Source organism: Corallococcus terminator (assembly GCF_049194865.1).
Taxonomy (GTDB): domain Bacteria; phylum Myxococcota; class Myxococcia; order Myxococcales; family Myxococcaceae; genus Myxococcus; species Myxococcus terminator_A.
The window spans coordinates 16,070-37,653 of the sequence record NZ_JBLZWL010000029.1 but is presented as its reverse complement, the minus strand read 5'-3'; the positions used below and the strand labels follow the sequence as shown (position 1 = coordinate 37,653).

General features: G+C 68.8%; 20 protein-coding genes. 8 read left to right on the top strand and 12 right to left on the bottom strand.

Annotated features, from left to right (window positions below; translation table 11 throughout):
- Positions 1-17: 17 nt before the first annotated feature.
- On the bottom strand, positions 18-521 hold the full coding sequence (locus ACN469_RS11425) for a tRNA (cytidine(34)-2'-O)-methyltransferase (protein WP_163866861.1): 504 nt from the start codon (positions 519-521) through the stop codon (positions 18-20).
- A 17-nt stretch (positions 522-538) separates the two neighbouring features.
- Here ACN469_RS11425 and ACN469_RS11420 point away from each other — a divergent pair, with 17 nt between their 5' ends.
- On the top strand, positions 539-916 hold the full coding sequence (locus ACN469_RS11420; protein ID WP_498767070.1) for a DUF192 domain-containing protein: 378 nt from the start codon (positions 539-541) through the stop codon (positions 914-916).
- Between the two features lie 90 nt (positions 917-1,006).
- Positions 1,007-1,771 (top strand): Stp1/IreP family PP2C-type Ser/Thr phosphatase, encoded by a 765-nt coding sequence (locus ACN469_RS11415; protein ID WP_498767069.1) that lies wholly within the window; start codon positions 1,007-1,009, stop codon positions 1,769-1,771.
- Positions 1,772-1,780: 9 nt separating this feature from the next.
- Here ACN469_RS11415 and ACN469_RS11410 read toward each other — a convergent pair whose 3' ends face one another.
- The 4 genes from ACN469_RS11410 to ACN469_RS11395 form a co-directional block, all read right to left on the bottom strand.
- Positions 1,781-3,799 (bottom strand): amylo-alpha-1,6-glucosidase, encoded by a 2,019-nt coding sequence (locus ACN469_RS11410; protein WP_498767067.1) that lies wholly within the window; start codon positions 3,797-3,799, stop codon positions 1,781-1,783.
- Positions 3,796-5,700 carry a malto-oligosyltrehalose trehalohydrolase gene (gene treZ / locus ACN469_RS11405; RefSeq protein ID WP_498767065.1) on the bottom strand — a complete coding sequence of 635 codons (1,905 nt, stop codon included), beginning with the start codon at positions 5,698-5,700 and terminating at the stop codon, positions 3,796-3,798. Before treZ ends, ACN469_RS11410 begins: the two co-directional genes overlap by 4 nt.
- Positions 5,701-5,880: 180 nt before the next feature.
- Positions 5,881-6,912, bottom strand: coding sequence for a nucleotidyltransferase family protein (locus ACN469_RS11400; protein ID WP_498767063.1), 1,032 nt, complete (start codon positions 6,910-6,912; stop codon positions 5,881-5,883).
- A 31-nt stretch (positions 6,913-6,943) separates the two neighbouring features.
- Complete coding sequence (locus ACN469_RS11395) at positions 6,944-7,984, bottom strand: aminoglycoside phosphotransferase family protein (protein ID WP_498767061.1); 1,041 nt, start codon at positions 7,982-7,984, stop codon at positions 6,944-6,946.
- A 363-nt stretch (positions 7,985-8,347) separates the two neighbouring features.
- Between ACN469_RS11395 and ACN469_RS11390 the strand changes: the two genes are divergently transcribed.
- The gene (locus tag ACN469_RS11390; RefSeq protein WP_498767059.1) at positions 8,348-9,715 is read left to right on the top strand and encodes a pyridoxal-phosphate dependent enzyme; all 1,368 of its coding nucleotides are present in this window, start codon (positions 8,348-8,350) and stop codon (positions 9,713-9,715) included.
- Positions 9,716-9,836: 121 nt separating this feature from the next.
- Here the strand turns inward: ACN469_RS11390 and ACN469_RS11385 are convergent, their stop codons facing one another.
- Together ACN469_RS11385 and ACN469_RS11380 are read right to left on the bottom strand one after the other, a co-directional pair.
- The gene (locus tag ACN469_RS11385) at positions 9,837-10,595 is read right to left on the bottom strand and encodes a DUF5953 family protein (RefSeq protein WP_498767057.1); all 759 of its coding nucleotides are present in this window, start codon (positions 10,593-10,595) and stop codon (positions 9,837-9,839) included.
- A complete protein-coding gene (locus tag ACN469_RS11380; RefSeq protein WP_498767291.1) occupies positions 10,592-11,128 on the bottom strand; it encodes a DUF6310 domain-containing protein in 537 nt (178 codons plus the stop codon). Before ACN469_RS11380 ends, ACN469_RS11385 begins: the two co-directional genes overlap by 4 nt.
- A 595-nt stretch (positions 11,129-11,723) precedes the next feature.
- On the opposite strand from ACN469_RS11380, the gene ACN469_RS11375 reads away from it, so the two are divergent.
- The 3 genes from ACN469_RS11375 to ACN469_RS11365 are packed head-to-tail and all read left to right on the top strand — an operon-like array spanning position 11,724 to position 14,633.
- Positions 11,724-13,232, top strand: coding sequence for an AlkA N-terminal domain-containing protein (locus ACN469_RS11375; RefSeq protein ID WP_498767055.1), 1,509 nt, complete (start codon positions 11,724-11,726; stop codon positions 13,230-13,232).
- Positions 13,225-13,761 (top strand): methylated-DNA--[protein]-cysteine S-methyltransferase, encoded by a 537-nt coding sequence (ogt, locus tag ACN469_RS11370; protein ID WP_498767053.1) that lies wholly within the window; start codon positions 13,225-13,227, stop codon positions 13,759-13,761. The genes ACN469_RS11375 and ogt overlap by 8 nt, the downstream gene beginning before the upstream one ends.
- Positions 13,762-13,817: 56 nt before the next feature.
- Positions 13,818-14,633 (top strand): isocitrate lyase/PEP mutase family protein, encoded by an 816-nt coding sequence (locus ACN469_RS11365; protein WP_498767051.1) that lies wholly within the window; start codon positions 13,818-13,820, stop codon positions 14,631-14,633.
- Between the two features lie 57 nt (positions 14,634-14,690).
- Here the strand turns inward: ACN469_RS11365 and ACN469_RS11360 are convergent, their stop codons facing one another.
- On the bottom strand, positions 14,691-15,149 hold the full coding sequence (locus ACN469_RS11360) for a MaoC family dehydratase (protein ID WP_498767049.1): 459 nt from the start codon (positions 15,147-15,149) through the stop codon (positions 14,691-14,693).
- 189 nt (positions 15,150-15,338) lie between these two features.
- On the opposite strand from ACN469_RS11360, the gene ACN469_RS11355 reads away from it, so the two are divergent.
- A complete protein-coding gene (locus tag ACN469_RS11355; RefSeq protein WP_498767047.1) occupies positions 15,339-15,602 on the top strand; it encodes a hypothetical protein in 264 nt (87 codons plus the stop codon).
- Between the two features lie 314 nt (positions 15,603-15,916).
- Here the strand turns inward: ACN469_RS11355 and ACN469_RS11350 are convergent, their stop codons facing one another.
- The 4 genes from ACN469_RS11350 to ACN469_RS11335 all read right to left on the bottom strand — a co-directional run bounded on the left by ACN469_RS11350 (position 15,917) and on the right by ACN469_RS11335 (position 20,007).
- Complete coding sequence (locus tag ACN469_RS11350) at positions 15,917-16,936, bottom strand: hypothetical protein (protein ID WP_498767045.1); 1,020 nt, start codon at positions 16,934-16,936, stop codon at positions 15,917-15,919.
- 160 nt (positions 16,937-17,096) lie between these two features.
- The gene (locus tag ACN469_RS11345; RefSeq protein ID WP_498767043.1) at positions 17,097-18,692 is read right to left on the bottom strand and encodes a caspase family protein; all 1,596 of its coding nucleotides are present in this window, start codon (positions 18,690-18,692) and stop codon (positions 17,097-17,099) included.
- A complete protein-coding gene (locus ACN469_RS11340; protein WP_498767041.1) occupies positions 18,689-19,459 on the bottom strand; it encodes a hypothetical protein in 771 nt (256 codons plus the stop codon). Before ACN469_RS11340 ends, ACN469_RS11345 begins: the two co-directional genes overlap by 4 nt.
- Positions 19,456-20,007: an RNA polymerase sigma factor gene (locus ACN469_RS11335; protein WP_498767039.1), complete on the bottom strand. Its 552-nt coding sequence runs from the start codon at positions 20,005-20,007 to the stop codon at positions 19,456-19,458. The genes ACN469_RS11340 and ACN469_RS11335 overlap by 4 nt, the downstream gene beginning before the upstream one ends.
- 343 nt (positions 20,008-20,350) lie before the next feature.
- Here ACN469_RS11335 and ACN469_RS11330 point away from each other — a divergent pair, with 343 nt between their 5' ends.
- Positions 20,351-21,544 (top strand): nucleoside phosphorylase-I family protein, encoded by a 1,194-nt coding sequence (locus tag ACN469_RS11330; protein WP_498767037.1) that lies wholly within the window; start codon positions 20,351-20,353, stop codon positions 21,542-21,544.
- The last annotated feature ends 40 nt before the right edge of the window (positions 21,545-21,584 follow it).

Here is a 21,584-nt window from a genome sequence, read left to right as displayed (position 1 = left end):
TCCCTCCTCACCGCCCCTCAACTTGCCGAGGGTGCACGCCTGCCCGCCCCGGTGAAACACACCTGTCGCAGCGCCTCGTACGTCCCCACCCCCACCGCCGTGGACAGGTTCATGCTCCGCCGCCCCTCCAACATCGGAATCGTCAGCGCCGTCCCCGTCCCCCCCTCCATCACCTCCGGCAACAGCCCCGTCACCTCCGAGCCGAACACCAGGTGGTCCCCCTCCTCGAACCGCGCCTCGAACAACGTCTGCTCCGCCCGCGCCGAGAACAGCCACCGCCGCGCCTCCGGATACGCCTCCACGTACGCCCCATAAGTCGGGTACAGCCGTAGAAATACCTTGTCCCAGTAGTCCAACCCGGCCCGCTTCAGGTTCCGGTCATCGATGGAGAAGCCCAGGGGCTCCACCAGGATGAGGCGGCAGCCAGTCACCGCGCAGAGGCGGGCGACGTTGCCGGTGTTGGGGGGAATCTGGGGGGAGACCAGAACCAGATGCAGAGGACGCGCCAGGGGCTCGAGCATGGGGTAGAACGCGCTACATGCGCTGGAAGGTGACCAACGAGACGCGGCAGAAGCCGCTGGCGGACCGGGCGGAGAAGGCCACCTCCTTCGCCCAGCGCTTCAAGGGACTGATGGGGCGCGAGCAGCTCGCCGTGGGCGAGGGCCTCCACATCCAGCCCTGCAACTCCATCCACACGTTCTTCATGCGCATCCCCATTGACGTCGCCTTCCTGGACGCCCAGGGGCGTATCGTCAAGCAGATGATGGCGCTGCCCCCCTGGAGGACGACCTCCGTGTACTTCCAGGCCCGCTCCGTGCTGGAGCTTCCCGCGGGCGTCCTGGCCGCGAGCGGCACCCAGGAAGGTGACCGCTTGAGCTTCGAGCCTGCCTCCCCTGCCCCGCTGTCCCCTGTCTGACCGCACCAAGAGCACGTCTTTTGACCGTTTTCCGAGCGCTTTGTTAACGTGCGCCGCCAGTTTCTCGTCCCCTTAGAAGAGTCCCCGAGCATGCGCATCGAGGTAGCCGGCAGCACCCACGTCGGGATGAAGCGGAACCACAACGAGGACAACTTCCTCATGCTGCCCGATGAGCACCTCTTCGTCGTCGCGGACGGGATGGGCGGACACTCCTCAGGAGAGATCGCCAGTCGCATCGCCGTGGACGAGTTGGGTGAGTTCTACAAGATGACGTCCAAGGACCAGGACAGCACCTGGCCCTTCAAGATGGATAAACAGCGCAACTATGACGAGAACCGGTTGGCCACCGGCATCAAGCTCGCCAATGCGCGCATCTTCGAGAAGGCCAGCAGCGAGTCGAAATACAAGGGCATGGGGACGACCATCGTCAGCCTGCACTTCGCCAGCGACGTCGCGTACGTCGGGCACGTGGGCGACAGCCGCGTGTACTTCTTCCGCGCCGGAGTCCTCAAGCAGATCACCGAGGACCACTCCCTGCTCAACGACTACCTCAAGGCGAAGAAGCTCTCGCCGGAGGAAGTGGAGAACTTCCCGCACAAGAACGTCATCGTCCGAGCCCTCGGCATGAAGGAGAACGTCCAGGTGGACGTCTCCCGCGTGGAGCCGCAGCCGGGCGACGTCTTCCTGCTGTGCTCGGACGGCCTGAGCGGCATGGTGACGGACCCGCAGATGCAGGAGATCCTGGGCCGCACGCCGGAGCTGGAGAAGGCGTGCTCCCAGCTCATCGACATGGCGAACGCCGCGGGCGGCAACGACAACGTCACCTGCGTGCTCGCCCGCTACCACCCCGCCTGACCCACGTCGTCAGGCGGTGCGCAGGAAGACCCGCAGCGCCTCGGCCACTCCCCAGGCCTGGGCGATGCACCCCCTGGGTCTGAAGGGGGGCGTGGCGTCGAAGATTTCGCTGACCTGCCCGACGCCCGCCTGTCTCAGGTGGGTCTCCAGGCCGTCCATGACGTCGCGCAGGTGGGCGCGGTCCGGCTGAACCCGGAGCGCCGCGTCCACGTAGTGGCCAATCAGCCAGCTCCACACCGTGCCCTGGTGGTAGGCCGCGTCGCGCGCGCGCAGGTCTCCGTCATACGTGGCCTTGTAGTCGTCGTGGTCCGACGCCAGTGAGCGCAGCCCCACCGGGGTGAGCAGCTCCGCCTCCACCTTGTGCAGCACGTCCGGCCACCGCTCCGGGCTCAACACCGGGTACTTGAGCGACAGGGCGAAAATCTGGTTGGGCCGCACGGCGACGTCATTGCCGCCGCCTTCCGCGTCCACCACGTCGTACAGGCACCGCTCCTCCGGATTCCAGAAGCGCTGGTTGAAGGAGTCCTGGGCCCGCTGCGCGGCCTGCGCGTAGGGCGTCGCGTCCAGGCCCTGGAGCGCGGCCCACTCCGCCATCAACCGCATGGCGTTGAACCACAGCGCGTTGAGCTCCACCGCCTTGCCGCGCCGGGGCGTCACCACCCAGCCGTCCACCTTCGCGTCCATCCAGGTGAGCTGGTAGCCCTCCTCGCCCTGCGTCAGCAGCCCATCCTTCGGGTCGATGCGGATGTTGTGGCGCGTGCCCTGCTGGTGCTTGCGGACGATGTCCTCGAACGTCGGAAAGAACTCGCGCAGGAGCTCCATGTCCCCGGAGGCCGTGACGTAGCGGTCCACCGCGTGGAAGAACCAGAGCGTCGCGTCGGCCGTGTGGTACAGCCCGTCCGCCTCGCCCTCCGGGAAGAGGTTGGGCAACAGCCCGTCCTTCACGTGGTGCCGGAACGTCCGCAGAATCGCCGCCGCCTCGCGGAAGCGCCCCGAGCACACCGTCAGCCCCTCCAACGAAATCATCGTGTCGCGGCCCCAGTCGGTGAACCAGGGGTAGCCGGCGATGACGCTGCGGGCATCCTCGCCAATGGCCCGGGCCCACGCATCGTCGCGCGGGCGCATGGGGTCGACGATGAACTGGTCCCCCGCGAGCACGAGGCGCGCTGGAGTGCCCGTCCTCGCCGCCACGGGCGCGCGCTCCAAGAGGCGCCACTCGCGCTCGCGCTCCATGTCGAAGCTCATGGCCGGGTCGCGGTCGAGCAGCGTCCAGTCATCCACCGTGGCCCCGAGCGACAGCCGGCTGCCCGGCCGCACCGTGCACTCGAAGTAGCCGGGGCTCGCCTGCGTCTCGATGTGGGGCATCCCCCGGGCGCGCTCCGTCCGGTAGAGCTGGGGCGAGGAAATCTCTGGCAGCGCCACGAAGGGCACCGTGCCGTCGGCGTACAGCCGCAACTTCAGCGCCGGCGCGTCCTTCTCCGCCAGCATCTCGATGCGCTCCCCCTGGAGGATGACCTTCGGCTGGCAGTAGCCATGCGGGAAGTCGTGCTCGTGCACGCGGAACACCGGGAAGGGCCGCAGCCGGAGCTTCACCGGAGGCCCGGACAGGTGCGCCCACTCGATGAAGAGCGTGTTCTCGCCATGCACCAGCACCAGCCTGCGGCGCAGGCGCGTGGAGCCCAGGACGTACTCCCACTCGGGGATGAGGCCATCCAGCCGGAAGGAGTGCAGCAGGGAGGTATCTCCCATCAGCGTGCCGTCGGCCCGCACCTCCCCTTCCAGCCGATAGTTCTGCCCCTCCACCCGGGCCGTCTCCACCAGACGCGACAGCATCACGGTGCGGCCCCGGTCAGGCAGCGTGGGGATGAAGAGGCCGTGGTAGCGGCGCGCGTTCACCCCCGCCAAGGTGCTGGACGCGTAGCCCCCCAGGCCATTGGTCACCAGCCACTCCCGGCCGAGCACCTCGATGGCCGGCGCTCCCACCGGCCAGGCGAACTTCAGCTCCGGCAAGCCCCGCACCCGGCTCATCCTCCCGTCCGCGTGTCGCGGTCCGTGGGGCTCCTTCCCGTGCTCGTCATCCACAGCGCGGTCATCCCCGGTACGCGCCATGACGTCGCGACCCTCAGTGAGTCCAGTGAGCAAGAGCCTGCACCTCCGAATCGAACCTCTTCACTCGACAGTCCAACACGCCACCCTTCATCCCGAGGTGGTGCGAGTAAGGGCTCGGGGCACGGAGAGAGTTCCAGCTCGCTCCCCAGGTTGACGAGCACCAGCCGGTCGCCTTCCTGCTCGCTGCCCGAGTAGCGCAGCACGAAAGCGTTGGGTGACAAGACGGCCCCCGTGAGCTGTCCGCCATCCTGCCGGGCGAGCACGGGGTCCTCGCGACGCAGGCGGAGCAGCTCACGGTGGAGGGTGAGCGGCCCCTCGTTGCGCTCGCGCTCGCTCCAGTCGAGCCGGGAGCGGTGGAAGGCCTTCTCGTCCACGTGCTCCACGTAGCCCTCGTGCTCCAGCGCGTGGCGGGCGCTCTCGAACTGGCCGAGGTAGTGCTCCCGGCCCCTGCTCACCAGCGGCTGGAGCTCCGGCTTGTGGTCCACGAAGTAGAAGAAGGGCGTGTTCGCGAACCACTCCTGTCCCATGAAGAGCAGCGGCGTCTGGGGCAGCAGCAGCCACAGCGTGGTGAGCGCGCGCGCCTGTCGCTCCCCGCAGAGGCGGTGCAGCCGCTGGCCCTGGAGCATGTTGGCGAGCTGGTCATGGTTCTGGAGGTAGAAGATGCACGCGCTCGACGGCACGCGCAGCAGCGGACTGCCCCGGGCCTTCTTCTGCCAGCGGTAGTACTGCCCCTGATAGAGCGAGTTGCGCAGCGAGCACGACAGCAGCTCCTGCGCGGTGCCGCGATAGTCCTGGAGGTACGCCTCCGCCCTTCCCGTGGCGGCGACGCGGGCGGAGTGGTGGAAGTCGTCCACCCAGAGGGCATCCATCCCCCAGCCGCCCCGCTCCACCGCCCTCACGCACAGCTCGTCCTGGGGTTCGTTCTCCGCGATGACCAGGATGCCGCGCCCGCCGCCCGCCTCACGCACGGCCTGGGTCAGCTCCTGGACGATGTGGCGCGGCCCGTCGTCATACAGGGCCTGCGTCGCATCCACGCGAAGCCCGTCGAAGTGATACTCGGCGACCCAGGCGCACGCGTTCTGGATGAAGAAGTCGCGGCTGGGCCCCGCGGCCGGGCCGTCGTCGAAGTTGGTCGGCTCGCCCCACTCGTTCTCGTACTTGCGAGTGAAGTAGTCGGGCGAGTACTGCGCCAGGTAGTTCCCGTCCGGCCCCAGGTGGTTGTAGACGACGTCCAGCAGCACGCCGAGCCCCAGCGCGTGCGCGGTGTCCACGAAGGCGCGCAGCTGTTCCGGTCGTCCGTACTGAAAGCTGGGCGCGAAGAGCTGCGCGCCGTCGTAGCCCCAGTTGAAGCGCCCGGGGAACGTGTGTAGCGGCATCAACTCCAGGCAGGTGACGCCCAGCTCCTTGAGCAGCGGCAGCTTGGTGAGGGCCGCCGCGTACGTCCCCTCGGGCGTGAAGGTGCCCAGGTGCAGCTCGTAGAACACCTGGCCCCGGATGCTGGACAGCCCCGTCCAGTCGCCGTCCGTCCACGGATGCCCGTGCGGGTCCACCACCTCGCTGAAGCCATGCGGGCCCTCGGGTTGGAAGCGCGAGGCGGGGTCGGGGAACTCGTCACTCGAGTCCAGGCGGTACTTGTACAGCGCCCCCACGGGCACCGGATGCACGGCCTCGAAATAGCCCCGGTCATCCCCCGTCAGGGGAAGCGGCTGCGACGCGCCTTGAACCACCACCTCGACACTGCGCCTGCACGGTGCCCACACACGAAAGTGAGTGCTGTCTCCACCCGCTGGCCTGGCCCCCAGAGAACCTCGCCACTTCATGCCCCGGACCTCCCCTTGTTCCCGCGCCGAACTCCCCCGGCCCAGGCAGGCTGTCCGTGGCCAAAGGTAGGGCCCATTGTCCGAAACGGCGACCTTCGCGCGGAGGACAGAGCTCGCTCGCACGCCGTGCGGTAGCCGACCCTTTTCGAGCCGGCTCCGTGCGCGCGGAGACAGGTGCGGTCAGCGGCCCGACAGCGGCGCGGGAATCCGGTGCTCCCGCCACGCGAGCACCTCCGTGAGCGTCTCACCCGGCGCAATCGCCGTCTGCTCGAAGACAGCGGTGCTCTGGAGCCGAGCCCCCGCGTCCACCTTCACCCCGGCGCCCAGCGACACGGACTCGCCCACGACGGCGCCCTCCGCCACCGTGACGCCGCGACCGAACCAGGCGGGGCCATCCACCTTCGCTCCACACACGTGCGCGTCCGGATGCGCCCACGAGGAGCCCGGCCCGCGCACCGTGCCGGCGAGCGGTGAGTCCGCCCCCAGCCACTCCAGCCTCACACGGCCGGCGAGCACGTCTCGCACCGTGGCCAGATAACGCGACGGCGTGCCCAAATCCGACCAGTAGCCATCCACTCGCACGCCGCGCACCACCTGCCCCTGGGCCATGGCGCGCGCGTAGACCTCGCGGTTGATGTCCTCGGGCCCCTCCGCGCTCATGAAGTCGAAGACGCGCGGGGACATGACGTGCACGCCCGTGAAGTGCCACGGCTTCAGGCCCTCGCCTCCAGGCCCGTGCCCCGCGATGCGCCGCACGCGCCCGGACGCATCCAGCTCCACCGCCGCGTACTGCTCCCCCTCCGGCATCGGCAGCAGCACCATGGTCGCCAGCGCACCGGACGCCTGGTGCATCGCCACCACGGGACGCAGGTCCACCGGGTAGAGGATGTCGCCGTTGAAGACGAGGAAGTCTCCGTCGGAGAGGAAGTCGCGCAGGCCTCGGATGCCGCCGCCGGTGCCCTGGATGACGGGCTCGCGCACCACGTGCAGCGGCAGCTTCGCGCGCTCACACTCCTCGCGAGCCACCTCCTCCATGGTGTCCGGCAGGTGGTGGGTGTTGATGCCCACCGCCGTGACGCCCGCGGCCTTGAGCACCGCCAGGTGGTAGCGCAAGAGCGGCTGTCCCAGGAACGGGAGCGCCGGCTTGGGCCAGCGCTCCGTCAACGGACGCAGGCGGGTTCCCAGCCCCGCGCAGAGGACCATCGCCTTCATTGTCGACTCCCCTCTTCGCCGAGCGACTGGCTCAGGCCGCCAGCTCGGGCACGTACTTCGCCACCAGCTCCTGCAACTCTCGCAGCTCCGGCCGCTGACGGAACGCCTCGCGCACGTAGCGCAGCGACGCGGGGATGGAGACGAGGAAGCCCGGGTTGCCCTTCACGCGGTTGATGAACTCGAAGCGGCCCGCGTCCTTCAGCTTGCGCTGCACGGTGAGCAAATCGAAGAACGCCTTGAACTCCACCGCGTCGATGCGCTCGCCGCTCGCCTCCTGGAAGGTGGCGATGTAGCGGTCCAGCATCGCGTCCACGAAGGCGCGGTCCAGCTCCACGTAGCTGTCGCGCAGGAGCGCCACCAGGTCGTACTGGCGCGGGCCCTGGAGCGCGTCCTGGAAGTCGATGACGACCAGCTCGCCCTCCTTCACCATGATGTTGCGGCTCTGGTAGTCGCGGTGCGTGAAGCCCCGGGGCGCGGCGGCGAGCTGCTTCGCGATGTCGCGGAACGTGGCGTCCAGCCAGGTGCGCTCGGCGTCCGTGGGCTTCTTGCCGCTCCACGCCTCCAGGCCCCACTCGCGGAAGTGGTGAAGCTCCCAGTCGTACAGGTCCTCGTCGAACGAGCGCGTGAAGGCCAGGCAGTCCGGGTCCTGGTGCTTCTCCGCCTGCACCCGCAGCCGCGCGAGCAGGTCCACCGCGCGGGTGTAGAGCGCGTGGTTGTGCTTGCCGCCTTCCAGCGCGGACTCGAAGGTGATGTCGCTCAGGTCTTCAATCACCATCATCCCCGCCGGCTCGTCGTAGCGGAGGATGGCGGGCACGCGCACGCCGAGCTTGTTCAGGTAGCGGTGCACATTGACGAAGGGCAGCTCTTTCGGAGGCTCACCCTTGGTGGCCTCCTCGCTCTTCTTCGTCGCGTCCAGCGGCATCACCATCACCACCCAGCTCTCCGGGGGCGCGCCGACGCGGTAATACGAGCGATTGCTCGCGTCTCCCTTCAGCTTCTTGATGGGAGCATGGGGAACGGGACGGCCAATGGCCTGTCCCACCTGGTCGCGCAGGGCGGCCTCGAGTTCCATATCGACGGGGTTCTCCAATGGGGGTTGGGAGAGGCTCCCGAGTATGGGAGGGGCGACTTTCCGCGTCAAAGCCCCAGCGTGGCGATTGCCCCCTGGCCCTTCGGGCTGTCACGTAAGCGACGCCGATACCCGAGACACCACGCGGCGCGTCGCGAGCCCGGCCGCTCCCTGGAGAAGCAGGCTCCTTCCTCCTGGCATGGCGTCAGGAGACACACAAGGTCCTGGTGCCCGCGGGACACGGGGGAAGTCCCCGGGGAGGGGCTCTGTTACTTCCCGACCGGGGAGATGGACTCCCGCTGTCGACCGGGCCCCTCGGGCGGCATATAAGACGCGCCGCGAACCCCCCTTTTTCTGGAAGCCGCGATGGACATCCACGACACCATTCTCACCGCCATTGGCAACACGCCCCTGGTCAAGCTCAACAAGCTCGTCGGACCGAACGACGCGACCGTGCTCGTGAAGTGCGAGTTCATGAACCCGGGCGCGTCCATCAAGGACCGCATGGCGCTGTACATCATCGAGAAGGCCGAGCGGGAGGGGAAGCTCAAGCCCGGCGGCACGATTGTGGAGAACACGTCCGGCAACACCGGCATGGGCGTGGCGCTGGCGGCGGCGGTGAAGGGCTACAAGTGCATCTTCACGATGCCGGACAAGATGTCGCTGGAGAAGATCAACCGCCTGAAGGCGCTGGGCGCGCACGTGGTGGTGACGCCGACGAACGTCGCGGCCGAGGACCCCCGCAGCTACTACGAGACGGCCAAGCGGCTGCACCGTGAGACGCCGGGCGCGTTCATGCTGAACCAGTACCACAACCCCGACAACATCGAGGCGCACTACAAGCTCACCGGCCCGGAGATTCTGGAGCAGACGGGCGGCAAGATGGACTACTTCGTCTCCGGCCTGGGCACGGGCGGGACGATGAGCGGCGCGGGCAAGTTCCTCAAGGAGAAGATCCCCGGCCTGAAGAACGTGGGCGTGGACCCGGAGGGCTCCGTCTACGAGGGCTACTTCAAGACGGGCAAGCTGACCGAGCCGCACGTGTACAAGGTCGAAGGTATCGGCGAGGACATGCTGTGCGGCGCCATGGACTTCAAGGTCGTGGACGACGTGCGGCAGGTGGATGACCGCCAGTGCTTCGCGGCGGCGCGGCGGCTGGCGCGCGAGGAGGGCATCTTCGCGGGTGGCTCCTCCGGCGCGGCGGTGCACGTGGCCGTGCAGCTGGCGAAGGAAGTGGGCAAGGGCAAGACGATTGTCGTCGTGCTCCCCGACTCCGGCAGCAGCTACATCAGCAAGTTCCACTCGGACGAGTGGATGCGCGACAACGGGTTCGCCGAGGAGAAGGGCACCGGCACGGTGCGCGACATCATCGGGAGCAAGCAGCGCGACGTGAAGACGGCGCGCAAGGGCGACCGGGTGGACCAGGTGGTGGAGACGATGCGCAGCCACGGCATCAGCCAGATGCCGGTGGTGTCCGAGGATGGACGCGCGGTCGGCATGGTTCACGAGTACGACCTGCTCAACGCGCTCGTCGCCGGGAAGGCGAAGTTCGCGGACACCATCGACGCCATCGTCGCGCCGCTCCAGGGCGCGCTGTCGCTGGACACGAGCATCTCGCGGCTGCGTGAGGTCTTCGCGCAGGACCACGTGGCCGTCGTGAAGGAGGGCGAGAAGGTCGTCGCCATCGTCACGAAGATCGACCTCATCGACTTCCTGCACCGCACGGCGGCCTAGTCGGCCTCCAGGCAGTCGCGATTCCAGAGGGCCTCTCACCAGCAACGGTGGGAGGCCCTTCGCGCGTCCGGGGCACGGGGCATCGATGTCCGGTGGTGGGTTCGTCAGCGTCCGCGCGACATCAGCGCGAAGCGATGCGCCCGCCTATTTCAGGGAAGCGCTCATAGGCGCGCAGGAGTGCATCGAGGTGCTCGGGGTTGTCGAGGTCCAGCGGCGCATCCGTGAGTTGCACGACCCATCCACCCGCCGTGCGCCGCGCCCGTGAGAGCAACTCCGCATCGCGCGAGGTGTCCGGAAAGCCGACGACCCGCGCGGCGGCATCCGACCAGTAGTTCAACCACCCCAGGTGAAAGGGAATCTCGGGAGAGCGGAGGTGATCGAAGAGCTTGAGGGCGGGAAGTCCTCGGGATGGGGACGGCGGCCCTTCCAGCGTGGGTGCTATCTGCTCGGCGATGGCCAGCGCGGCGGCGTCAGGCGTCGCATGCCCCCAGAACGCTCGTGCGCCCTCCGCGACGTGCTCCAACATCTTCCCTGCCGCAGCCACGATGGTCGCGTCGAGCGGCAACTCCGAGCGGACGTTGAACAGCGGTTGGCCGCCCGGTGACAGTATCCCGGGCCTTTTCGACCCGGAGAGCGTCACGGGATAGCTTTCGTCACCGTTGCACAGGAGGGGAATCTTTCCGCGGGTTGCCGCCGCCTCGGCGAGCCAGACATCTCTTTGCGGTAGTTCGATGAGACGTCCTCCCTTCCCCACTTCCCACTCCAGGCGCAAACCGGGTAGCGCCCGTTCCATGCCACGGACGACAGCAAGTGGGCGACTGTCCTGCCCCACGAGAGCGGGGGCATAGACAGCCAAATCGAGGCTCTTTCGCGATGTCATCGGTTGCATCCCGTGACGACGATTTTGAGGGTGAAGTCTTCTCGCAGCAGCGCTTCTCGATGCGCGGCACCGCTCACCCCCACGATGAAATCATATCCACACGCCACCGCGATGGCGCGCGACTCCTGAAACTCTTCGGCCTGGTCTTCGGCCACTTGATTCCGGAGGAACTCCGTGTACGTCTCGAAGCGATGGGTTTTGATTTCCCACAGTACTCGCGCGCCAACTTGCAGCGCATCAAAGCGCTTGCCGCCAACGAGCACGTCCATGCCGGGATATCGATTGGGGGGAACCCTGTCGGCACACTCGTTGTGCGGATCATCCTCTCCTGCATGCGGAACCGGGACGGGCTCGCAACCAGGGTGGTGCTCCGCCGTATCGGAGGAGGTGGGTGGGAACCAGTCCCGGCCCTGGCCCCTTTGCGTGGGCTCCCCGTTCGCCGAGGGTTCCTGCTCAAGAGAGGGCAGTGTCCGAGTCGTAGGTCCTGCACGCTCGCGGGATGCGTTCCGTTCGTAGGCATCCAGGCCCGCCATGATGGCGACACCCACGACGACAGCGCCTGTGATGATCACCGCTCCAACGAGGACCTCAGGTGCCACGAAGACGCAGAGTGCCACTGTCGCGACGCCCATGCCCGCGGAGGCGACAGCGCATCTCCCCGTGACATCGCGAAATCTGACCCGCTCATGTTCAAGAGCGTGAAAGCACCGCTCCGCCAGGACGGGCCATTCATTGGAAGCCTCGCGCACCGCACATCGCCCGTCGTCCGCCCAGGGGTACAACGCCGCCCGCTGGAGATTGGCGTAACTCGGGTCCAAGCCCTCCCCTTTCCCTCGGTCTGGCGCCGTCGTGGCGCAGGCCGGGAGCAGGAGGAGGAACAAAAGTGCGATGCGTGCTTTGAATCGCATGGCGACATCCTTCCGAGCGGTGTGCCGCGATTCGCAGGCTGCGCGGGTTCTCAGTCAGAGCGTACTCGCACGGCGGCCTGGCCAGCCCCCAAGCAGTCGCATCTTGGAAGGACCTCTCGCCGGCAACGGTGGGAGGCCCCCTTCGCCTGTCCGGAGGGCACGGGTCATCGATGTCCGAAAACCGCGAGCGTGGCCAGGCCCTGGGTGACACTGTCCGGGCATGGACCTGCTCGACTCCGACGCCTGCTACCGCGCGCTCCAGACGCGCGATGCCCGCTTCGACGGCCGCCTCTTCGTCGCGGTGACGTCGACCGGCATCTACTGCCGGCCCATCTGCCCCGCACGCACGCCGAAGCGGGAGAACTGCCGCTTCTTCGCCTCCGCCGCCGCGTCCCAGGAGGAGGGCTTCCGGCCCTGCCTGCGCTGCCGACCCGAGACGGCCCCGGACCTCGCGTCCTGGCGCGGCACCTCCAACACCGTGTCGCGCGCGCTGGCCCTCATCGCGGAGGGCGCGCTGGACGGCGGCGAGGCCGGCGTGGACGCGCTCGCGGAACGCCTCGGCGTGGGAGGACGACAGCTCCGCCGCCTCTTCAAGCAACACCTCGGCGCCACGCCCGTGGCCGTCGCGCAGACGCGGCGCGTGCTCTTCGCCAAGCAGCTCATCCAGGAGACGCGGATGCCGCTGGCCGAAGTCGCGCTCGCCGCGGGCTTCGGCAGCATCCGGCGCTTCAACGAGACGTTCCAGGGCCTCTACCAGCGGCCCCCGGGCGCCCTTCGCCGCAAGCAGGCCGTGGAGACGACGGCCAGCGCGGTGGCGGACGCGGGCGTGACGCTGCGCCTGCGCTACCGGCCACCGTATGACTGGGCCGCCATGCTCTCGTATCTGTCCGCGCGCGCCATCCAGGGCGTGGAGCAGGTCTCCGACACGCGCTACCTGCGCACCGTGGCCCAGGACGGCGCCGTGGGCACCGTGGAGGTGACGCACGAGCCCGCGCGCGACAACCTCGTGGTGAAGATTCGCTTCCCCCGCGTCCAGGCGCTCCCGGCCATCATCGCGCGCGTGCGCAGGGTGTTCGACGTGGGCGCGGACATCGAGGTCATTGGCGCGCACCTCTCCAAGGACCCCTTCCTGGCGCCCCTCGTGGCGCTGCGGCCCGGGCTGCGCGCCCCCGGTGCGTGGGATGGCTTCGAGCTCGCGGTGCGCGCCATCCTCGGTCAGCAGGTGACGGTGGAGGCCGCGCGCAGGCTCGCGAATCAACTCGTGGTGCTGTGCGGCGAAGCCCCACCGGAAGGACTCCCCTCCGGCCTGTCACGGGCCTTCCCCTCTCCCGAACGCGTCGTGGCGACGGACCTGAGTGCGCTGGGGATGCCCTCCGCGCGGAAGGCGTCGCTGAAGGCCCTGGCGGAAGCGGCGCTCGCGGACCCGCTGCTGTTCCATCCCTTCGGCACGGTGGAGGAAGGCATCACCCGGCTGCGCTCCATCCGGGGCGTGGGCGAGTGGACCGCGCAGTACATCGCCCTGCGAGCGCTGCGCGAGACGGACGCGTTCCCCGCCAGCGACGTGGCGCTCTTGCGGAGCGCGGCGACGGACGCGGGCGCGCGCCCCACTCCCGAGGACCTGCTTCAACGCGCGGAGCCCTGGAGGCCCTGGCGGGCCTACGCCGCGCAACACCTGTGGGCCGCCGACCCGGGCCTGCGTCCCCGACTCCAAGAGGCGCGTCATGGCTGAGCCGCTCCACTTCCTCATCGACAAGACGGACACACCCATCGGCGAGCTGGTCCTCATCGCCGACCGCGAGGGACACCTGCGCGCCGTCGACTGGACGGAGCACGAAGGCCGGATGCGCAACCTGCTGCGCCTGCACTACGGAGACGGCGGCTTCCACCTGGAGGCCGCGCGCAATCCAGGCGGCCTCACCGACACGCTGCGGACGTACTTCTCGGGACGGCTCGACGCCATCGACGCCCTGGCCGTCCGCACCGAGGGCACCCCCTTCCAGCGCGAGGTCTGGACCGCGCTGCGCGACATCCCGTGCGGCGCGACGGTGTCCTATTCGGAGCTGGCCAGGCGCATCGGTAGGCCCGCGGCCGTGCGCGCCGTGGGCCTGGCGAATGGCGCCAATCCCGTGGGCATCGTCGTGCCGTGTCATCGCGTGGTGGGGGCCAATGGCTCCCTCACCGGCTATGGAGGTGGCATCGAGCGCAAGCGCTGGTTACTCGACCACGAGTCGAGGGTGCGACGGACATCCACTGCCTGAAGCGTCCGCCCTATCCTCCCGCCGCTCCACACCCCTGCTGGAAAGGACCGCTGACCATGCCTGTCGCTCCTCCGAACTCCGCCCGAGACTTCCGTCAGTTGCACGAAGCGGGCTTGCTGCTGCTCGTGAATGCGTGGGACGCCGGAAGCGCGCGCGTCATGGAGAGCCTGGGGGCCAAGGCGCTCGCCACGACGAGCGCGGGCGTGGCCTGGGCCCAGGGATATCCGGACGGAGACAAGCTCCCGGTGAGCCGGCTCCTCGACACCGTCTCCGCCATCGCCCGAGTGGTGAAGGTGCCGCTGACGGTGGACATCGAAGGGGGGTATTCGGACGACCCGAAGGCGGTGGCCGAAGTCGCCTCGGGCGTGTTGGAGGCGGGCGGCGTCGGCATCAACCTGGAGGACGGCGGGGGCTCGGTGGACCTGCTGTGCGCCAAGATTGAGGCCGTGAAGCGCGCCGCCACGGCCAAGGGCGCTGACCTGTTCGTGAACGCACGCACGGATGTGTTCCTGCGAGGCATCGGCCCCGCGGAGCGCCGCGTCGAGGAGACGCTGGCCCGGGCCCGTCGCTACCGTGCCGCGGGCGCGGATGGCCTCTTCGTTCCGGGCTTGAAGACCCCCGTGGACATCAAGGCCATCGTGACGGAGGCGGGCCTGCCGCTGAACCTGATGGCGATTCCCGGCCTGCCGCCCGCGTCCGAGCTGGCGTCGCTCGGCGTCCGCCGCGTCAGCGCCGGAGCAGGCATGGCCACGGCCATCTTCGGCCGCATCGCCGCGCTCACCACGGACTTCCTGCGGGACGGCTGTTCTGCCCCCGCGCCCGAGGCGGGCATCTCCTATCCCACGCTCAACGCCCTGATGGCCCCGCGCTGAGAGCGTGAACCCGGTCGCGCCCATGGAAACGGCGCGACCGGAGTCCCTCGATAGGACTTACGTCGCCGCGCCACCCTCGGGCTTCCGGGCGAACAGCGCGTTGGCGATCTCCGTCATCACCACCTCGCCATTCTGGTTGCGGACCTCGAAGCGGAACTTGATGGCGCCCCGGTCCGGCTTGCTGCGCGATGGCGTGGTGGAGATGACCTCGAAGCGCGCGGTGAGCGTATCTCCGGGACGCACCGGCCGCAGCCAGCGCAGCTCGTCCAGTCCCGGGGAGCCCAGGCTCGCCGTCTTGCTCAATAGATTTTCCACCGCGAGCTTGTGGCAGATGGAAGCGGTGTGCCAACCACTGGCGATGAGGCCGCCGAAGATGCCTTCCCGACCTCCCTCGTCACTCAGGTGGAAGGGCTGCGGATCAAACTGCTTCGCGAAGGCGATGATCTCCTCCCGGGAGACCACGTACGGCCCGGCCTCACTCGCCTCGCCAGGTTGGAAGTCGTCGAAGTAACGCATGGGACTCCTCGGATATGGGTGACTCGTGCTGCGTGGCCCCCTGACGCATTGCATAGGCCGCTCGCCGGGCCAGGGCAACGCATTGCATCGCCCATGTGTCGCTGCTCACCATGTATCCACATCTTCCTGGCTAAGTCGGATTCATGACAGACTGACGCTGCCTCGTCAGGCACTGCCAAGGAGACACCGATGTTCGCGAAGCTGCTCAAGAGCCAGTGGTCCATGGTGCTGTCCATGTTGCTCGTGATGGGACTCGCCGCCCTGTCCATGGGTGAGCCCCAGGCCGTGCTCGTCGAAGAAGAGGGAGACGCGACGTGTGACATGGCGGTGAGCACGCCGCCGGAGAGCATGCTGCTCGCCGACAGTGAATACTCCAACGCGGCCTGTCGCCCCGGCTGCGTGGGCCCGTGCTGGTTCTGCTTGATGGGTGTCTGCGAAAACCGCTGTATGTAGACAGCCGACGAAGCGTTGAGATGCCAGGCCACCGCCGGGAAACCTTTCGGGCTCACGGCGGTGCGCTCCCCACTTCAAGCATTGACTCCAGGTCCGCCAATCCCGACACACGGAGTCGATGCTCCTGGATTTCACATCTCGTGTATTTCGACTGTCATTCACCCGGGGCACCCTGACGAGCGGGACGGGGCCCCGGTTCATGGGCAGGCGGCGTGAGTCAGCCAGATGGCACCCGCACGCTGGACCACCACTTCGACCAATTCCCCACGCCGTAAGGAGGCAGCGAACCTGCCTGCCCCCTCGCGGTCCTCACCTCAGGGTGCGGTCACCGTGCACGGCCACCAGGAGGGCGGCGAGGACCGGTCATCCCAGGTGCCGTTCCAGTAGTCGCGCAGCGAGTACACCACCTGGTTCGGAGTGGTGCAGAAGCGCTCCGGATGGAGGTTCACCACGAGCACCTGCTCGAAGCCCGACACGGTGTGCATATACGTGCGGCAGACCTGGCTGCTGCCGGCCGGGGGGAGACTCGCGGTGGTGGCGCGCACCATGTCCGCGAGGAACAACTGGTTGGCCTGATGGCAGGCGAGCCGTTGGAACGCCAGGTTCGCCTCGAGGATGATGTCCACGTCAACCTTGCGCGTCATCAAGAAGCACCCATCGTAGATGGGGTCGCCGTCTGGATTGCTGGGGTCTGGATGGTAGCGGTACTCCACCACGGAGTACCCCTGGGGGACCACGGGGCAGTCGGAGAACAGCTTGGTGTAGAGGGGGTGCAGCGCGCCCTCCCGGTACACGATGGTGGCCATCTTCAGCGCGTTGAGCTGGACGCCTTCCTGGTGTCCCACGACGATGTCGACACTGGTCGTGGCCTCGCTGTCGACGCGGTCCAGCGTGCGGTTGCCGTTGCCATCCACGTAGGCCACGATGGAGGCAAGGCCGAGACGAGAGCCCGCCCCTCCCATCAGCCCCTCGGGGCCCGGAAGCCGGTTCAGGGACATGCTGAAGGAGTTGGGGAAGCGACCGTTCACCTGCACATCCACGTCGGGGTGATGGAACGACGACCGAGGGCTCACCCGCTGGCACTTCGACAGCGCGTCGCGGACGGAGCTCTGGAGCATGCAGTCCACGACAGCCTGCGGCCACGTCTGCCACAGCAGCGACGCCCGCATCTGGGCGGAGCTTCCCGCCTCGAAAGACTCGGAGGCACGGAGCGAGCCCTCCAGCGTGAGCAGCGTTTCGTCCTCGGCTTCGTCCCCCAGGACACCTCCGCAACCCGTCAGCGCCAGCGTGAGCAGGCTCCACTTCCAGAAACCACGACCCCTCGTCATCGTCATATGGTCTTCCTCTCGGTCCATGGGACAACCCCCATGTCGCGTGGTGGGCACACGACGGGTGACGCGCGCTCTCGTTTCGGAGCGCTCTCGGAGCGCGGTCAACCTGCCGGTGCGACAAGGAGACGTCCGAGGCGCTCACCGTGGGACACGGCCCCGAGGCTCACAGTCCCCAGGTGCAACCGAGTAGCAGGTGTGGCGAGAGTTGCGTGCGGAGCTTTTCATCCTCGCGCATCAACGCGACGTGGCCGCCCAGCCGGGCGAAGAGGCCCGTGCTCGCGCCCACCGGCACCTCCGCGGAGAGCGTGGCGAAGGTGGCCGCTCCCGCGCCCGTGCGTGTCCGCCACGCGGGCAGGCCCAGCTCCCGGCGCCGCTCCGCATCCGGGCTCGTCGCGCGTTGAGTCAGCCCCAGCACGCCGACGCCCGCATGGGCTCCGGCCCAGACACGTCCCACCGAGCCCGCCAGGCCCAGGCCACTCCACAGCCCCAGCTCCACCTGCTCCAGGCGCTGCTCGAGCGTGGAGCCCCGGGTGGCCCCCAGCGTGAGCCCGCCGAGGAAGGACAGCCCCAGCCCTCCGGTGCTCTCGCGCGCGAGCAGCACGGCCACCTGGGGTCCCCAGCCTCCCAGCTGCGTCGAGGAGCGGCCCGCGCCCAGCGCCGCTTGAAGCCGCCAGGTGCTGGCCTCCAGGAGCGCGCCCTTGCGCTGGTGCAGGGCCAGCGTGCGCACCTCCAGGGCCTCGGGATTCAAGCGCTGCTTCTCGCCCCAGGGCAGGTACACCTTGCCGTAGAGCACCTGGGCGCCACGCCGCACCTGCACGCGGTAGCGCCCCGAAGGCAAGGCGACGCGCACCGACTCCTCGGCCCGAGGCTCCACTTCCGCCATGACCTGCAGCGTGCGCTCGTCCACCAGCACGACGCTGTCACCCACCGAAGGAGGAAGCTCGAGCTGCGCATGGGCTCGCGAGAGCGTGGTGAGGAACAAGTCCCCTTCTCCCGCGAGCTGGCTGGACAGCTCCGGGTGCTGCACCGCCGCCGTGGAGGCGTGCGAGCCCGCGAGCGTGCGGTGGTAGACGTGGCCATACGCCTCCGTGAGCGAGACACGGCCGTCGGCGTCCACGTCCGCCGCGCCCCGCAGGCCTGAAATCAGGTGGTGCGTGAAGAACGAGCCCCGGAGGCTGTCCGACTCCTGCGCCACCTCGTGAGCCCCCGCGGAGGCGATGAACACGCGGCCCTCCGGCCCCACCTGTCGGAGGAAGGAGATATCGAAGGCGGGCGCGGACTTGAGGCCCTTGGAGCGGCCGCGCACGAGCGCGCCACTGTGACAGGCATCCAGCACGGCGACCGTGACGGTGGTGGGGACTTCGGCCAGCATCCGCTGCAGCTCCGCGAGCGGGAGGGCCTCGCCTCCCAGGCGCAGCGCGGCCTCGTCGCCGTGTCCCGAGTAGAAGAAGAACAGCAGCGTGCGCTCTCCGGCGCGCCGTGCCTCCTCGATGCGGCCTCGCATCCGCGCGAGTCCGAGTCGGAGGTTGGAGACGGACTCTCCGCGCAAGAGGATGCGACGGTCCTCGGGAACACCGCCAAGCTGGCCGAAGACCGCGTCCATGCGCTCGGCGTCCTGCTGGGCCCAGCGGAGGGGCTCGTCCGTGTCCCGGCCCAGGTTGTGTCCCACGCTGATGGAGAACCGGCTCTCCGCGCTCGCGACGGAGGTGGCGAGGAGGACGAGCAGGACACCGAGGACCCGCGAGCTTCTGTCACTCAAGGCAGCTCCTTCGGGAGAGCGCGCACGGCGTGGCGAGTGCCGGGAAGCGGAGTGAGTGACGGTGGGAAGTCCGCCTCTCGCGCCGACTGCTCCAACCAGCGCTGGACGGCGTCGGGCGACGGTGCATTCCAGGCGTCGGACGCGAGCACCACCACCAGCGCCTCCTGTTCGGGGGCGGCATCCAGCTCCAGGCTCCCGGGCAACACCCACCGCCCCGCAGCCATGGACAGCGCGCCGCCGGTGGCCGGAAAGCCCTGGAGCGGCGTGACGCGTCCATGCTCGCTCAGCGCCAGCAGGTAGAGCGCGCCGCCGTCCACGTCCTCCACCTCCACGCGCACCCGGTCTCCCGGGCGCAGCACCGCGCCGGGCCCCTGCTCGAAGACGACGTCGCCTCGCTTGACGAGCACCCGCGCGGTGAGTCCGCCGCGCACGCGCACCTTCTCCACCTCCTCGAGCGAGAGGATTCGTGGCAGCACCGCCGCGAGCACCACGCCGAGCACCAGCACGGGCTGGCTCCAACGCCAGAGCATCCTCCAGCGACTTGGACGCGGCGCCTCCAGCCGTGCCCGCATCGGACCGAAGGGACGCACGAGGGCGAAGGCTGCCTTCTCGGCCCGTCGCTCGCGCAGGTGCGCCGCGAGCGCGGGCGAGGCGTGCGCCGCCTCCTCCACGCGACGAGCCTCTTCCGGAGAGAGCTCGTCACACAGGTAGCGCTCCAACAGGAGGTCCGGCACGCCCGGGAAGTGAGGAATGGAGGAGGTGCTCATGCGGAGGCCGTTCCCTTTCGGGGCGCAGGACGGGGGGCGACTTCCAGGAGTCGCCTTGCGGTGTCGAAGAACGTCTGGAGCTTGCGCTGCACGGTCTTGCGCGAGACGTCGAGCAGCGTGGCGATCTGCTCCTGCTCCAGTTCGTCGATGAAGCGGTGGGCCACGATGCGCTGGACGTCCTCCGCGCAGTGGGCGAGGACGCGTCTCACCAGGTCCGCATCCACCAGCAGTCGCTCCAGCGCGGCCTCCGGTGAAGCACTGTCCTCCGGAAGCGGTGCCAGTCGCAGCAGCGCATAGGTGGCCTCGGTGCGACGGCGACGCAGCACCGAGAAGCACTGTCGGTCCGCCACGGTGAGCAGCCACGACAACGGAGAGCCCGCGGCGCGAAGCGGCTTCAGGTTCGCATGGACGCGCAGAAACACCTCCTGCGTCGAGTCCCAGGCCAGCGCTTCGTCGCCGAGCAATCGCAGACAACGCCGATGCACGGCCTCACCGTAGCGACGGTAGTAGCCCTCGGTCTGCTCGACCTCGTTCACCGGCTCGCGCACGGACGGACCTCACCCTGGGCCGATACCCGCCCCCACCGTCAGTCTCGCCCGGTACGGGCGTCGGGGGAGGCTCGCCCCGCGAAGCGAGACGCATGACCTTCAATCCGTGGGACATTTCCCGGGCCCTTTCTTCTCGGCTTGACGGAAAGCAGTCGACTCGTTCCCGGCGGGCGTGCCCCACCGGCGGACCTCGATGGGCGCCCCTCCGAGATGGCGCGGTCGACCCTGGACGTCTGGCTCCAGACGTGTCCCGCCTGTGGCTACTGCGCGACTGAGCAGGCGGGGCACCGGGCCTCGGCCCTCCGTCGCTCCTAGCTTCAAGGGGAGACGCTGGAGGTGCGTCATGCCCAATCCCCACACCCTGTTGAGCAGCCCGGAGCTGATTGCCCGGCACATCATCGAATACGGCGCCACGGTGGACGAAGACCCCCTGGAGGCGACCGCCCTGCCACGAGGACCCCTGCCCGCCGAGGTGGCCCTCGGGCTGACGTGGCCCGCGGGTCTGGCGCCTCGGCCCCATCCCCGACTGGCCACCCCGCCCCAGCCCGGCGCCGCGCTCCCGCAGGCCGACTACCTGGTCGTCACGTGGACCGTGGCTGAAGTCGAGGCCCTGGCGGACACCCTCACGCCGGGCGTCCGGCGCACCGCCTGGTACCCGTACGACAGGGACTTCCAGAGCCACTACCAGCCGCTCATCCGCAAGTCGGCGCCCGCCCAGCGGGTGCAGCGCCTGGGAAGCTGGTTCCTCACCGACATCGGCGGCCGGAGCGTGCTGTGCTTCAAGTCGGAGCTGCACCTCAACCAGGACGGCGTGCGCACCGGCGTCGGCACCGCGACGCTGCCGGTGAAGGACCTGTTCCACCAGCTGCTGCGCGAGGTGAAGCCTCGCATGGTCATCACCGTGGGCACCGCGGGGGCGACGTTCCCGGACCACGAGCTGGGCGACGTCATCGTCACCCGCGCCGCCCGCTTCCGCCTGTCACAGGAGTTCCGCAACGAGCCCTTCAATGACAAGACATACCGCTGCGAGATGGACGTCCCCACCCGCTACTTCGACGACGCGGAGCGGCTGATGGCCCAGCACGCGCCGCAGCTCGGCGAGCCGGACTTCGGGCCACCCACCAAGCGCTACGCCTTCAACGGCCCCCTGCTCCCGGGTCCGCGCAACACGCCCGACATCAAGCTCGACGGCAGGGACCTGCCCGACTTCCACCCCATCCTCACCACCGACTTCTTCGAGTTCGGCACCTCGCGCAACGGCCTGGAAGCCGTGGGCGCGGGCGTGGAGATGGGCGACGCGGTGCTCGGACTGGTGGCGGAGGAGCTGGGTAACACCGCCCCCCTGTGGCTCGTCATCCGCAACGCCTCGGACCCTCAAATCAACGGAGACCTGCCAGCGGAGCCCAGCCGGCTCGACATGCAGGCGCACTGGGCCGTCTGGTACTACGAGGCCTACGGGTACTGGACCAGCGTCAACAGCGCGCTCGCCACCTGGGCGGTCATCGCCGGGCAGCCAGCCCCAGGGGTACGACACTGAAGGTGGCCCAACTCCCGAGAAGACCTGGCGCGTAGGGCGC